General features: G+C 35.8%; 12 protein-coding genes. 6 read left to right on the top strand and 6 right to left on the bottom strand.

Annotated features, from left to right (window positions below; genetic code table 11):
- Positions 1 to 75: 75 nt before the first annotated feature.
- Positions 76 to 756, bottom strand: coding sequence for a BON domain-containing protein (locus tag AOB46_RS01770; protein ID WP_062696784.1), 681 nt, complete (start codon positions 754 to 756; stop codon positions 76 to 78).
- A 144-nt stretch (positions 757 to 900) separates the two neighbouring features.
- Here AOB46_RS01770 and AOB46_RS01765 point away from each other — a divergent pair, with 144 nt between their 5' ends.
- Positions 901 to 3,402 (top strand): cation-translocating P-type ATPase, encoded by a 2,502-nt coding sequence (locus AOB46_RS01765; RefSeq protein WP_062696317.1) that lies wholly within the window; start codon positions 901 to 903, stop codon positions 3,400 to 3,402.
- 225 nt (positions 3,403 to 3,627) lie between these two features.
- Positions 3,628 to 4,185, top strand: coding sequence for an inorganic diphosphatase (locus tag AOB46_RS01760; protein WP_062696316.1), 558 nt, complete (start codon positions 3,628 to 3,630; stop codon positions 4,183 to 4,185).
- A 21-nt stretch (positions 4,186 to 4,206) separates the two neighbouring features.
- Here AOB46_RS01760 and AOB46_RS01755 read toward each other — a convergent pair whose 3' ends face one another.
- The 5 genes from AOB46_RS01755 to AOB46_RS01735 form a co-directional block, all read right to left on the bottom strand.
- Complete coding sequence (locus tag AOB46_RS01755; RefSeq protein WP_062696315.1) at positions 4,207 to 5,673, bottom strand: SLC13 family permease; 1,467 nt, start codon at positions 5,671 to 5,673, stop codon at positions 4,207 to 4,209.
- Between the two features lie 46 nt (positions 5,674 to 5,719).
- Positions 5,720 to 6,778, bottom strand: a complete 1,059-nt coding sequence (locus tag AOB46_RS01750; RefSeq protein ID WP_062696314.1) for an MlaD family protein — start codon at positions 6,776 to 6,778, stop codon at positions 5,720 to 5,722.
- A 12-nt stretch (positions 6,779 to 6,790) separates the two neighbouring features.
- Positions 6,791 to 7,573, bottom strand: coding sequence for an ABC transporter ATP-binding protein (locus tag AOB46_RS01745; protein WP_185113838.1), 783 nt, complete (start codon positions 7,571 to 7,573; stop codon positions 6,791 to 6,793).
- Complete coding sequence (locus AOB46_RS01740; protein WP_062696782.1) at positions 7,570 to 8,334, bottom strand: MlaE family ABC transporter permease; 765 nt, start codon at positions 8,332 to 8,334, stop codon at positions 7,570 to 7,572. Before AOB46_RS01740 ends, AOB46_RS01745 begins: the two co-directional genes overlap by 4 nt.
- Before the next feature lie 110 nt (positions 8,335 to 8,444).
- Positions 8,445 to 9,107 (bottom strand): BON domain-containing protein, encoded by a 663-nt coding sequence (locus AOB46_RS01735; protein WP_062696781.1) that lies wholly within the window; start codon positions 9,105 to 9,107, stop codon positions 8,445 to 8,447.
- 168 nt (positions 9,108 to 9,275) lie between these two features.
- On the opposite strand from AOB46_RS01735, the gene AOB46_RS01730 reads away from it, so the two are divergent.
- The 4 genes from AOB46_RS01730 to AOB46_RS01715 all read left to right on the top strand — a co-directional run bounded on the left by AOB46_RS01730 (position 9,276) and on the right by AOB46_RS01715 (position 14,141).
- Positions 9,276 to 10,208: a 1-phosphofructokinase family hexose kinase gene (locus AOB46_RS01730; RefSeq protein ID WP_062696780.1), complete on the top strand. Its 933-nt coding sequence runs from the start codon at positions 9,276 to 9,278 to the stop codon at positions 10,206 to 10,208.
- Positions 10,209 to 10,563: 355 nt separating this feature from the next.
- On the top strand, positions 10,564 to 11,934 hold the full coding sequence (locus tag AOB46_RS01725) for a L,D-transpeptidase family protein (protein ID WP_062696313.1): 1,371 nt from the start codon (positions 10,564 to 10,566) through the stop codon (positions 11,932 to 11,934).
- 7 nt (positions 11,935 to 11,941) lie between these two features.
- On the top strand, positions 11,942 to 12,817 hold the full coding sequence (locus tag AOB46_RS01720) for a universal stress protein (protein ID WP_062696312.1): 876 nt from the start codon (positions 11,942 to 11,944) through the stop codon (positions 12,815 to 12,817).
- 133 nt (positions 12,818 to 12,950) lie between these two features.
- Positions 12,951 to 14,141, top strand: a complete 1,191-nt coding sequence (locus tag AOB46_RS01715) for a PAS domain-containing sensor histidine kinase (protein WP_062696779.1) — start codon at positions 12,951 to 12,953, stop codon at positions 14,139 to 14,141.
- The last annotated feature ends 19 nt before the right edge of the window (positions 14,142 to 14,160 follow it).

The raw sequence follows: 14,160 nt of genomic DNA, 5'->3' as shown, positions 1-14,160 counted from the left end.
ACTCTGCATTTTGAAAGAGATGTCTGCTGTAATTTTTCAATATTCTGATAACTCGATTGAATTATAGGCTTATAACTAAGATGATAAACTATTTTTTGAATATTCATAATCTACAAATAGCCTGTTATCTACATGCTGTATCCCTGGAGTTTTCCATGCAATACGTTCAGCTTCTTCTTTTTGATGCCATGAATTTACGGTTCCTGTTAAAATTACTGTGGTTCCGGATACCTGTATGTGAATATCACTATCATATACTACCCAGTTCATTTTCATTGCATGTTCAATATCTTTCTGTTTGATATCATTTATTATTTCTGATTTGATTTTAATATGATTAATGATCCCTTTTACACCTGGAATATAATGGATTGCATTTTTAGTAATTTCCCGCTCATATTCCCATTGTACTTCACCTTCTAAAGTCACCTGACCATTTTCCACAATTATTTTGATTCTGTTTTCTGGAATCAATGCATTGGATTTGAAAGCTTTTAAAATCTCATCGGCAATTTCATTATCGGTTTTTGATGAAGAATCCGAAGTTTTCACGATAATATTTTCTACTAAAACTTTTACTCCAATAACTTTTTTTGCGGCATTTTCAGCTTCTGTTTTTTTTGCATAATGATCAACTATTCCCGTAAGAGAAACTACACCATCTTTTGCGGTAACTCCTATTTCTGCAGCATGTAATAATGGCTCCCATTTAATGGCGTCCTGAACATCTTTTTGTAATTCTGCATTGGTCTTCATGATATCGTAATTTATTAACCAAAATTCCATAAACTTTGGAGAAAACGCTATGATATGCATCACGCCGAAACCTGATAATGGTCAAGCAGGAAAATTCAATTTGAATATAATAATTGCTTATTTTAGATCACCTATTTATTTGATATGTCTTACAATATACCCGAAGGTCTTACAGGTCTTACACATGATGAAGTGACAGCTTCCAGACAACAAAATGGATATAATCGTTTAGAGGAGATCCGTAAGAATACATGGTTTGATATGGTCGTTAATATTTTAAAAGAACCAATGCTGATCTTGCTTATCATTATTTCACTTATTTATGTGATTGTGGGAGATTATGGCGAGGCTGCTTTTATGTTTGTAGCTATTGTGGCGGTAACCGCAATTTCATTTTATCAGGATAATCGCAGTAAAAAAGCTTTGGAGGAGCTTGAGAAACTGAACGAACCTTTAAGTATGGTCATCAGAAATTCGCAAGTAGTAGAAATTCCGACCCATGAAATTGTTGTAGGTGATTTATGTATTACCGAAGAGGGAAAAAATATAAATGCTGATGGAGTGATTGTACACAGTAATGATTTCTCCGTAAATGAATCTTCTCTTACCGGTGAAAGTTTTTCAGTTTTTAAAGACAGCAAATCTGAGGATAACCTTGTTTATAGCGGTACGGTTACGGTTTCAGGTTTGGCCGTTTTTGAGGTTAAAAAAATAGGCTCAGAGACCCGTGTCGGAAAAATTGGAGAATCAATACTGAATATAAAAGAAGAAATATCACCATTACATATCCAGATCCGGAAGTTTGTAAAATGGATGGCTGGTATCGGGATCATTATTTTTCTTATGGTTTGTATCTTCAGTTATATTAAAACCGGAGATTTGATAACGAGTCTTCTTAGTGGATTAACGTTGGCAATGTCTGTATTGCCGGAGGAAATTCCTGTAGCATTTACAACCTTTATGGCTTTGGGTGCGTGGAAACTGATGCGTCAGGGAATTATTATTAAGCGGAGCAGTATTGTAGAAACTTTAGGAAGTACGACGGTTATTTGTACTGATAAAACAGGTACCATTACTGAGAATTCGATGAAGCTTCAACATTTATATAATTACCTTTCCGATAAGATTTATGAAGAAAAAGAATTTAAAAATGATGATTTAACTGAACTTATTGATTATGCAATGTGGAGCAGTGAGCCAGTCCCTTTTGACCCTATGGAAGTCACTCTGCATAAAACGTATGAGGAAACTCAAAAGAATGATTTACGAAAAGAATACAAAATGTTTCATGAATATCCGCTTGAAGGGAAACCTCCAATGATGACCCATCTTTTTGAAAATACAAATAAGGACAGGATTATTGCAGCAAAAGGAGCTCCGGAAGCAATTTTGAATGTTTCCCGCCTTTCAGAGAATGAAAAAGAAAAGATAAGAGATATTGTGAAAACATTTGGACAGCAAGGCTACCGTGTTTTGGGAGTTGCGAAGTCGCATTTTGAAGGAAGCAATTTTCCCAAAAGACAGCAGGATTTTGTATTTGAACTTTTAGGACTTACGGTATTTTATGATCCTCCCAAACAAGGAATTCATGACGTATTTCAAAGTATTTATGATGCCGGCATTAAGGTAAAGGTTATAACGGGAGATAATGAAGATACAACCAAGGCTATCGCAATGCAGGCAGGAATTATCAACACTACTCCGGCAATCAATGGCAGTGAAATAATAAATAGCTCTGAAGAAGCGTTAATGCGGATCTCTGAGCAGACAACTTTATTCACCCGGATGTTTCCGGATGCGAAACTTGCAGTAGTTAATGCCCTGAAAAAGAAAGGCGAAGTAGTAGCCATGCTTGGAGATGGTGTAAATGATGGCCCTGCCCTAAAAGCGGCACATATTGGTGTAGCAATGGGAAATAAAGGAACCGAAATTGCCAAATCAGCTGCTGCGCTGGTTATTACGAATGATGATTTGGAAAAACTGATTGTAGGAATTGCCGCAGGAAGAAGAATTTATAACAATATTAAAAAGGCGATTCAGTATATTATTTCTATTCATATTCCTATTATACTGACGGTTTCCCTGCCTTTGTTTTTGGGATGGGTATTTCCGCACATATTTACTCCGGTTCATGTTATTTTTCTTGAGCTAGTGATGGGACCAACTTGTTCTATTGTTTATGAGAATGAGCCCATGGAAAAAAATACAATGAAACAGTCACCAAGAGCTATGGGAGATACTTTTTTAAGTTTGAATGAACTGGGAATCAGTTTTGTTCAAGGGGTGATGATAACCTTTGGAGTTTTATTTGTATACCAGTTTACCTTTCAAAATGGAGGTGGTGAAGACAAGACAAGAGCAATGGTATTCAGCACTCTGATCTTTGCCAACATATTACTGAGTTTTGTCAACCGATCATTCTTTTATAGTGTGGTGGAAAGTTTCAAAAACCGTAATCCTTTACTTATCGGCATTTCTGTTTTAATACTTATCATGCTTATGATCATATTATATGTAAAGCCGATTTCTCTATTCTTTAAAGTAACATCGCTTAATATAAACGAATTGGGACTTACCTTTTTCATCGCAGCGGTTTCGGTTTTATGGTTCGAGGTCTATAAATGTCTGAAAAGGAAAAGAAAATAACCTTTTAAAAAGAACGGATTTTAAGCCGGTGTTTTCATCTGGTACTATCATTTTTTTTAGTGACTGATATCATTTCTTAGAATTAATAATTTAATGAATTTTACGCAAGCACATTAATAACCATGAAGATTCATGCAGCATGCAGTTTGTTTGAGAAAATCTTACGAAAGAAGAGCCTTCATTCAGGAGTGCTCTTCTTTTAGCTAAAAAATTAATACTACGATAATGATAGGAAATCAACACCCGTGGCATGACGTTTCTCCAGGAGAGCATCTGCCACAAATAGTTACAGCTGTTATTGAAATACCCAGCGGCAGCCATACAAAATACGAAATCGACAAACTATCAGGACTGATAAGACTGGATAGGATTCTTTTATCTTCTATGTATTATCCTGCCAATTATGGGATAATACCACAGACTTATTACAGTGACGGAGATCCACTAGATATTTTGGTTTTATGTTGGGAAAGTCTCGTTCCGCTAACCCTAGTTAAGGCAAGAGTGATAGGAATACTCGAAATGACAGATGAAGATAAAAAAGATCATAAAATAATAGCTGTGGTTGAAAATGATCCTTCTCTGACACATGTTCATGATATTGAAGATCTGCCAGTTTACACGATCGACGGGATTCAGAATTTCTTTGAAGAATATAAAAAACTGGAGGGAAAAGCCGTACAGGTGTTTGGTTTTAAAAATAAGGAAGAAGCTTTCGACTGCATTGAAGAAAGTTTATCAATGTATATCAAAGAAATTAAACCTAAAATAAAAGAGGATTAATTTTAATAAGATCTTTTGGTTTTATAATCTCATACCTGGCATCATCGGGATAAAGTACCAGCACACCAACGAAATGATGATTACACAAATGACATTAAGTACAAATCCTGTTTTCATCATAGTCTGAATTTTGATATTACCCCTGGCAAAGATTATTGCATTTGGAGGAGTTCCCATAGGAAGCATGGATGAGCAACTTGCACTTAATGTCATTGGAATTCCTAGTAGAAGAGGATCAATATGTAAAGATAGGGCTAGGGAAGTCACAACGGGCGAAAGGATCATCACTAAAGCCAGATTGCTGATCACTTCACTTAAAAATATGGAGATGGCACATATAATTATTATAACTAAAAGCAGATTACCTGTAGTAATGTAAGCTAGTCCGTTGGCCAACTCATTGGCTAATTGTGATGCCTCAAGAGCATTGGCCAATGCAATTCCTCCTCCAAATAAGAGTAATATATCCCATGCCATCTTTTGAGTATCGCGCCAAATCAGTAATCTTTCAGGTTTTCTGTTTTTCTTCTTATTGCCTGACGGGATTATGAATAAAAGAACGGCGCTCAATAGGGCAACAACCGTATCATCCAATGTTATAAAATTTTGCCATTTGTTCACCAGATCTTTTGAAATCCATAATAAAACGGTAAAAATGAAAATCAGCAGGACTCGTGCTTCAGGTCTGCTTATTTTTCCTAACTGATGTTGGGATTTTTTTATTGTGTCTGAGGCCTCATTATTATGCTGGATATTATTAGGGTGTATTATTTTGACAAGTACGCTGTAAAGCATTAATAACAAAATTAAAGTCAGCGGTAAAAACAGCACCATCCAGTCAGAGAAGCTGATGGTATAATTAAATCTGTCTTTAATATATCCTACATATGCCACATTTGGAGGGGTCGCAATGACGGTACCTAAAGCAAAGTTGGAGGCATACGCTATAGAAAGAAGGAGTGCTAAAGAAAAGTTTTGTGTATTTTTTTCATTTTTATTGTGATTCTGAACAACCTGAATGACCGATACGGCCAAAGGATACATCATCATAGTTGTCGCAGTATTACTGAGCCATAAACTGAGTAAACCTGTTGCCATAATAAAGCCAAGGATGATACGATTTCCATTGGTTCCTGTAATTCTTATAATTCCCAGGGCTATTCTTTTGTGAAGATTCCATTTTTCGATGGCTATTGCAATGAAAAAACCTCCCATGAATAAAAAAACGATTGGGTCTGCATAACTTTGTGCGACACCTTTTATAGAAGAAATACCAAAAGCAGGAAATAAAACAAGAGGTATTAAAGCGGTAACAGCCATAGGTACTGTTTCAAAGATCCACCAGATAATCATAAGAAAAGCAACAGAAAGGACCTGGTTGGCGTGATGAGATAATGTAAAAGGATTCGTTATAAAACACACCACACTGAGTAAAAGCCCAATGACCATACCGATTTCTTTTCTGTGGATCTTGTAGTAGGTTGGCATGACGTTCAGTATAAATGAATCAGAGTTTTGAATTAATTAACAACAATTATCTTTTTTGTTTTTCGGTTTCTTTTTTCTTTTTATTAAAATACCCCCTCAGCAAAAAATTATTCCTGGCAGCGGCCTCTATCTCTCTCAATTCACCGACACTTTTTTCAATATTAATGATAGTAGAATCTACAGACCTGCCAAGTTTAGGATTGTTAGTCAGCTTTGATAGGACATTCTCATCATTATTTATTTTCGACGTAAATTGGATAAGATCATCAGAGCTTTTTTCAAGATTGTGGAGTGTCTTTTCTATTGAAAGAGCTAAAGAATCGTTGGAAGATAATTGAGAAAATACATTGTTTTTATCATTTAGTTTTTTGGTGAACAGACTGATTTCCTGGGAGCTGTTCCGTAGATTAGAAATGCTGTTTTCAATATGATCTGACCATTTCTTATCGGTAAAAATTTTTGATGCAATTCCATTTTTATTATTCAGAATGGAGGTGAATTTTGCCAGTTCTTTGGAACTTATTTGCAGATTTTCTACAGTTCTGTCAATTCTCGAGGCAAAATCTTTATTCGTCATTATTTTTGTCAATAAACTATTCTTGTTATTCATTTTACTGCTGAACTCAACAAGTTCATCGGTAATTGCTTTGGCGTTGTCGGTACTTTGTTTTACACTTGAGAGTATATCATCTATCTCAATGGTTTTATAAGAAGTAATTATGTCATTATCCTTTACAATGGTGGTAGAAGTGGTTCCGGGAGAAATAATAAGAATTTTATCACCCATTAACCCGTCTGATGCTATGCTGGCAACGGCGTCAGTTTTAATGTATTTTTGTACATCCTTTCTGATCACTAATTTTACCGAAACCAATGAATCTGAAATAAAATCTATTTTACTTACAGTTCCTATGTTAATACCAGAAAGACGTACATTACTGCCCTGCTTTAATCCGCTGACATTTTTAAATTCTGAGCGAAGAACGAAATTAGAGCCAAATAAATTTCTGTTGACACCAATAAAGTAGATGGCTATTATGAAAAGAAGGATGCCAGCGGTGACAAAAATTCCCAATTTCCAGTTGTTTGATGACTCGTTGTTCATGACTGATTTTATTTATTTCTCAAAAAAAGATTTTACCCAATCATCGGCATTATGCTCAATGTCTTTATAGCTGCCTTCAGCTTTAATGAGACCATCCTTCAGGACTATGATTCTATCACCTGTATATTTTGCACAGGTTAAATCATGTGTGATGATAATGGATGAGGTATTGTATTTTAATTTGATATTTCGAATGAGCCCTATAATTTCACGGGCTGTGATGGTATCTAAACCTCCGGTTGGCTCATCATAAATGATAATTTCAGGTTTAATGATTAATGCTCTGGCCAGCCCGATTCTCTTTCTCATTCCTCCGGAGAGCTCTGCCGGCAATAGGTCAATCGCTTCCTCCAGTCCTACATTTTGTAATGCTTCTTTAACAGCCGTTTCGATTTCCTTCTGGGTAAGGATTTTAGTATTGTGCTGCAATGTAAACACCAGATTCTCTCTAACCGTCATTGAATCATATAGGGCTCCATTTTGGAATAAAAAACCAATTTTCATTCGGATCTGGTTGAGCTCTTCCTCATCCAATTTTGTTATATCCTTTCCTGAAATTACTATTTCTCCTTTATCAACTTTTGTGAGACCTACAAGGCATTTAACAGTAACAGATTTTCCCGAGCCCGATTTTCCTAAAATGACCAGATTTTCTCCTCTTTTAACGGCAAAGCTGATACCATTCAGTACCTTATTACTGCCATATGATTTGTAAACGTTTTTAAATTCTATCAATGTTTCGCGGTTTTGTAAACCTTTATACCCGGCTGTAAATGTTTCCCTGTTTTCCATCATAATTCAAAAAATAAATCAGTTATCTGTACGGCTATAAGATCAATGATAAAAATGATCAGTGATGCTGAAACTACGGCTGAGTTAGCCGCTTTTCCTACACTTTTAGTACCTCCTGAAGCATTAAACCCTTCATAGCAACCAATAATCCCAATAAAAAATCCGAAAAAGAAAGTTTTAAGAATAGCTGGTAGAATATCTTCATATTCTAAGGATTGAAATACGTGGGAGAAATAATGTTCGATATTGCTTTCGCTATGCATATTAATGCCGATAAAGCCGCCCATAATCCCAATCAGATCGGCATATAATACTAAAACAGGAAGCATTAATGTTGTAGCAAGGGTTCTGGTTACCACCAAATACCGATAAGGGTTGATCGCTGAAACCTCCATGGCATCAATTTGTTCCGTTACTTTCATAGAACCTAATTCTGCCCCAATTCCTGAGGAAACTCTTCCTGCACAAATCAAAGCTGTAATAACCGGTGCAATCTCCCTTATTAATGACAGTGAAACCATACCGGGTATCATGGATTCTGCCCCGAACCTTGCCATAGCCGGACGTGACTGTATAGTGAGTACCAATCCCATGATAAAGGCTGTTATCGTTACTAAAGGTAATGACTGATAACCAACAACAAAACACTGTCGTATAAACTCCTTAAACTCAAATCCCGGTTTGAAAATTTCTTTGAAAAAGCGCCCCGAAAATAAAGCTACATTGCCTGCAATGCTAAGATTATTTTTAAAATAGGTTTTCACGATGTTGCATTTTAAAATATTCCAGTAGCTTTGTTTATGATCTATAAAATTAAGCGGGTTGGTAAAACTGGCGGTTTGCAATGCTTAGAAACCGGGCACAGATCTATTAATTATAAATCATATTCATAATCTACTTCTAACTTATTTTTTACATCCTGTATGCCAGGTGTTTTCCAGGCAATACGACCAGCTTCCTCCTTTTGATGCCAGGTATGTACCGTCCCTGTTAATGTGGCAGTTGTTCCGGATACGGATACATGGATTTCACTGTTATCAATCGAGCTTCTGTCAAGTGCCTTTTCGATATCATTCTTTTCAACATTGTCCCGGATTTCGGGGTTAATGGTAATATTATTGTAAATACCTTTCACGCCGGGAAGATACTTAACGGCATTTTCTGTAATTTCCCTCAAGTACTCCCAAGATACTTCACCATCCAGATCTATCCGGCCGTCTTCTACTTTTACTGTTATTTTTTCTTGCGGGATAAATGAGTTTGCATTAAATGCAGCTATAATTTCACTGGCAATTTCGACATCGGTTTTTGACTTTGGATCTGGTAATTTTACTTCGATATCTTCTACCAAAACCTTTACCCCCAGAACATTTTTTGCAGCATGCTCAGCCTGCAGTTTTTTTGCATAACTGTCCACATTACCTGTAAGGAAAACAATTCCGTTGTTTACAACAACACCAATTTCTGCTGAATGAAGCAAAGGCTCCCATTGAATGGCATCCTGAACATCTTTTTGTAATTCTGCATTTGTTTTCATTTTTAATATAATTTTATATTTCAAAGTTCCAGAAACTTCGCAGAATATAAGGTGATCAACATCACAGTGAGTCATGATGCTAATCAGAGCAAATGTTTGGAAGTATGTATTTTATTATTGAAATTTGGATACATATGGAAACATATAACATTAAAAAAAATAATAAAAATGGATAAGACTATTTTAACAATAACATTGAACCCGGCGGTAGATAAGAGCAGCAGTGTTCAAAGCATCATTCCTGAAAAAAAATTACGCTGTAATTCTCCTAAATATGAACCGGGAGGAGGAGGAATTAATGTATCCAGAGCCTTAAAAAGATTGGGGATAGTTTCAGATATTTTTTTTATTTCAGGAGGAAGAACCGGCGGATTGCTGGAAACATTGCTTAAAGCCGAAGAGCTGAATATATTCCCTTTCCATGTTTCTTCAGAAACCCGGGAAAATTTCATTGTTTTGGATATCTCCAGCAATAAGCAGTACAGGTTTGGGTTTCCCGGAGAAGAGCTGACGCAGGAACAACAAAAAAATATTCTAAGCAGTCTGCCTACAGTAAATGCTTGCCCGGACTTTGTGATCATCAGTGGTAGTTTACCAACAGAAACAAATCCGGATTTTATAAGAAAGCTTGTTAATATGTATAAATCAAAGGGAAGTAAAGTAATTATTGATACATCAGGAGAAGCCCTGAAAACAGCTGTAGAAGAGGGTGTGTTTTTATTAAAACCGAATGTAGGAGAGGTTGCCTTTTTAGTGGGAAAAGAAAAGCTGGAAGAAACTGATGTAGACCAGGCTGCCCAGCTTATTATTTCGCAGGGGAAAGCTGAGGTTGTAGTAGTGTCATTGGGTTCTCTTGGAGCTGTTTTATTTTCAGCAAGCGAAAAAATTAGGATTGAGGCACCGCCTGTAGAAGTTAAAAGCACTGTTGGTGCCGGAGACAGCATGGTTGCAGGAATGGTTTCTGTTTTGGTAAAAGGAGGAGACTATAAACAAGTCCTTTCCATGGGAATCGCTTGTGGAACAGCCACTACAATGACCGAAGGAACAGGACTTTTTACAAGGGAAAATGCAAAGCATTTATTTGATCAAATTTGGAAATAACTGTTACTCAGAAATGATATGTTATAGTGAACTCCATTTTTCCTCTTTCGGATCATAAGTTTCTGTAATCCTGAACATATTCTTTTATCATCTTTAATGAAGTAGTTATAGTTTCAATATAATTTTTAGTGATGGCATAATAACCCGCAGATTTTTGCTGTGGGTATATACTTTTTCTTTACGGGTGTCAATAAGCCTCATTGTTACCACCGTATCATGGTCTTCTCTTTTTTCCAATCATTAGCATGTATATTCTAAAAATAGATTAAGGTATAGCGATATCATTATTTTTAGTGATGGCAGTCATTATCTGGCAGTAAGATAATTTGGAAATTCGTTGTATAAATTTCAGATTATGAAAGCCTTTTTAACATTCACCATTATTCTTTGCTTTGCAATAATTACACAAGCTCAGGATATGAAAATAGCGCAGGAGATTCCTTCTTTACTTAAAGATAATGTTACGCTCTCAAAACTGCATTACCCCAAATCGGTCGCTAGGTTTTATGCCAGAAATAATTCTGAATATGCATGGATAACTGCACAAAGATCAGATCAGTCTGAAATTGCAATGTTACTGTTGGAATATTCCTACCGATTTGGATTGTCTTTATCTGATTATCATTGGGACGCTATTTCTCTTCAGAAATTAAGAAAATTGCGGGATACTTCTGCTGAAACAAATCAAGAGGAGAAAGCTTTGTTCGATATTCTGATGACGGATGCTCTTATCACTTTCATCAATAATCTGCATTTAGGAAAATACAACCCTTTCTATGATTCATTATATATTGATTCCAATGATATCAATGGATTTCGATCTGAGGATATACTAATGAATACAAGGCAGGAGACAGATTTTCTTACGACAATCCTTGAGGTTCAGCCTAAAATAAAAGCTTATGTGGACTTCCAGAACTATTTAAATGCTCTCTATGCGGAAAATGACTGTATAGCCCCACAAAGAGAATATGAAAAAATCATCATCAATATGGAGCGCTTGCGATGGATTGATACCAAAGAGACGACCTATATTCTGGTAAATATTCCTTCCTATATCTTAAGACTTTATCACCAGAATGATGGGGTTGATTTTAAAGTGATCATAGGAAAACCAACCACCAAAACACCGGTTTTGAGAAGCAATATTACTTATTTTACAACAGCGCCTGACTGGAAGGTCCCCCAAAGTATTTTTGTAAAAGAAATGCTGCCTAAAATCTTAAAAAATCCTCAATATTTAGAGAGTCATCATTATTCAGTTTATGACAAGAGAGGTAATCAGGTTGAAATAAGTTCATCAAAATTAAAAGAGATCCGTCAAAATCCTCATCAATATAGTATAAGACAATCATCCGGCTGTGATAATGCATTAGGAGCGGTGGTTTTTAGATTTAAAAACTCTTATGGAATATATCTCCATGATACTTCTCAGAAACAATTGTTTAATAAAGATGAAAGAGCTTTGAGTCATGGGTGTATTCGTGTTGAGAACGCTGAAGAACTCGCCTCTCTTATGTTAAAAAATGACGGTTCTGAAAACAAGATTCCTGTTTTGGAAAATGCAATGGCAGAGTATAAAAGAAAAGATTTTGTTCTGAAGCAACCTGTTCCCATCATTATAACCTATCTGACCTGTCTTATAATAGATGGAAAGCCTGTATTATATGAAGATATTTACCATTTAGATGATTCATTAGAAAATAAATTCAACCCCAATAAATAATCAGATTATGAGAACAATATTAGTACCCACAGATTACTCAAAGCCAGCGAAAAATGCTGCCTTTTATGCTCTGCATCTAGCCAACGCCCTGAAGTCCAATATTGATTTATGCCATGCATTTGGATTACCGATTGAAAGTCCTATGCTTGGGCAGACTGCTTGGTCTTTGTATGAATATCCGGCTTTACAGGAAGAAAATACAAAAGAGCTTAAAAAGTTGGCAAAGGTGCTGGAAGACAGAGAAAAAGTTATATGGGGAGACGAAGCTTTTCCTTTTCATCCTTCAATAGATTATGCTTGTGAGGGAGGTGATGCCGTTCATGTGATTAACAATATGGCAGCCGATAAAAACCCGCTCCTTATTGTGATGGGCATGCAGGGAGCAGGGATGCTTACCCGCTTTGTTCTCGGAAGCAACAGCATAAAGATGATTGAAACCACAAAGTATCCGCTTCTTTTAATTCCCTTAGGTCATAAATATAACGGTCTGAAGAAGATCGCTTTCGCTACAGATCTGAATAAAAAAGACATAAAAACAGCTCAACTATTAATTAAATTTGCCAAATACTTTGATGCTGAGCTTTTAATTACCCATATTATTCAGAGCAATAATGATGTGATCCAGGATGTTGATTATGAGCATAAAAAAGAGGTGTTTCTAAAGAACCTTGATGGTAAAATTTGCTACAATTGCATATACAGTGAAAATATAGATTACGGTTTGGAAATAGTAAAGCATAAAGACATCGATATGCTTGTGATGGGACATCATGACAAAAGTTTTTTCAAAAGACTATTTTTTGGAAGTCATGCAGCTAAACAGGCTTCCGAATTAGAAATTCCATTATTAACCATTCCTGAAAATGGTCATGTCCATTTTTGAATATTTGAAATTAATGAGTAAATATAGTTGTTAATAATACAGATAATATTGAATATTATAAACATTTTCATAGATTATACATGTTCATTATGCTAAAATGTATAACTTTATATTGCTGCATAAAACAATAACTATGGAAAGTGCCAAACTGTTACAAGCCATTATTGAAACGGCTATTGACGGTATTATAACCATTGATGACAGAGGGTGTATAGAAAGCCTGAATCCCTCTGCACTAAAAATATTTGGCTATAAAGCTGAAGAATTAATCGGAAAAAATATTGCAGTGTTAATGCCGGAACCGGACAGAAGCCGGCATGATGGTTATTTGCTTAATTATCAGACTACAGGTCAAAAAAAAATCATTGGAAAAGGAAGAGAGGTAAAAGGATTAAGAAAAGATGGCACACAGTTTCCTTTCAGGCTTGCGGTAAGTGAGGTTCAGTTTCAGGAAAGAATTATTTACACAGGATTTATCCATGATCTTTCCAAAGAAAAAGAAGCGGAAGAATTTCTTAAAAATTATACGCTGGAGCTGGAAGAGTTAGTCGAAGACCGCACAAAATCACTAAAAAAAATGCTTTATGAGCTGGAAGAGGCAAAGAACGAAGCAAATGTATCGCTGGAAAAAGAAAAAGAACTCAACCGTATGAAAAGCCGTTTCGTATCAATGGCATCTCATGAGTTTCGCACTCCTCTAAGTTCCATGCAGCTGTCTGTTATTTTGATAGAGAAATATCTTCAGGTTTCGGACAGTCTCCAGATCGTAAAGCACCTTCATAAAATCAAAACAGCTATTGGGAGTCTGAACGGTATTCTCAATGATTTTCTTTCATTGGAAAAACTGGAAGCAGGGATTGTACATCCTAATTACTGTCTATTTGATATCATCAAATTTTCCGAAGAGCTTACGGAAGAAATGCAGCTTATCACCAAAGAAGATCAAATTATAATTTACCAGCATACAGGATCGGAAAGTGAAATAAATTTGGACCAAGGCTTATTAAAGAATTGTCTGATGAACCTGATGAGCAATGCTATAAAATATTCCGGAGAACATACACTGATTGAATTTTCCACAGAAGTAAAAGAAAATCAATATGTATTTTCGGTAAAGGACAATGGAATAGGAATACCTGAAGATGATCATTCTGCTCTTTTCCAGCCCTTTTTCCGGGCTCATAATACAGGTAATATTCCCGGAACAGGCCTGGGCCTCAATATTGTACAGCGATATGTCAGTCTTATGGATGGGAAAGTACATTTTAAAAGCACATTCGGTAAAGGAACTGAGTTTACTTTATCATTTCCTAAAAATTTATAATAATACTTCAATTAAGTTG

The sequence above is a fragment of the Chryseobacterium indologenes genome, from assembly GCF_001295265.1.
In the GTDB taxonomy this organism is placed as follows: Bacteria; Bacteroidota; Bacteroidia; order Flavobacteriales; family Weeksellaceae; genus Chryseobacterium; species Chryseobacterium indologenes_A.
This window is presented reverse-complemented; position numbering and strand designations above follow the sequence as displayed.

Bases quoted from the DNA above. Each gene is read 5' to 3' on its own strand.
- AOB46_RS01760 (WP_062696316.1), top strand. From the start codon at position 3,628: ATGATAGGAAATCAACACCCGTGGCATGACGTTTCTCCAGGAGAGCAT.
- AOB46_RS01770 (WP_062696784.1), bottom strand. From the start codon at position 756: ATGAAGACCAATGCAGAATTACAAAAAGATGTTCAGGACGCCATTAAA.
- AOB46_RS01765 (WP_062696317.1), top strand. From the start codon at position 901: ATGTCTTACAATATACCCGAAGGTCTTACAGGTCTTACACATGATGAA.
- AOB46_RS01725 (WP_062696313.1), top strand. From the start codon at position 10,564: ATGAAAGCCTTTTTAACATTCACCATTATTCTTTGCTTTGCAATAATT.
- AOB46_RS01730 (WP_062696780.1), top strand. From the start codon at position 9,276: ATGGATAAGACTATTTTAACAATAACATTGAACCCGGCGGTAGATAAG.
- AOB46_RS01715 (WP_062696779.1), top strand. From the start codon at position 12,951: ATGGAAAGTGCCAAACTGTTACAAGCCATTATTGAAACGGCTATTGAC.
- AOB46_RS01750 (WP_062696314.1), bottom strand. From the start codon at position 6,778: ATGAACAACGAGTCATCAAACAACTGGAAATTGGGAATTTTTGTCACC.
- AOB46_RS01755 (WP_062696315.1), bottom strand. From the start codon at position 5,673: ATGCCAACCTACTACAAGATCCACAGAAAAGAAATCGGTATGGTCATT.
- AOB46_RS01745 (WP_185113838.1), bottom strand. From the start codon at position 7,573: ATGATGGAAAACAGGGAAACATTTACAGCCGGGTATAAAGGTTTACAA.
- AOB46_RS01735 (WP_062696781.1), bottom strand. From the start codon at position 9,107: ATGAAAACAAATGCAGAATTACAAAAAGATGTTCAGGATGCCATTCAA.
- AOB46_RS01720 (WP_062696312.1), top strand. From the start codon at position 11,942: ATGAGAACAATATTAGTACCCACAGATTACTCAAAGCCAGCGAAAAAT.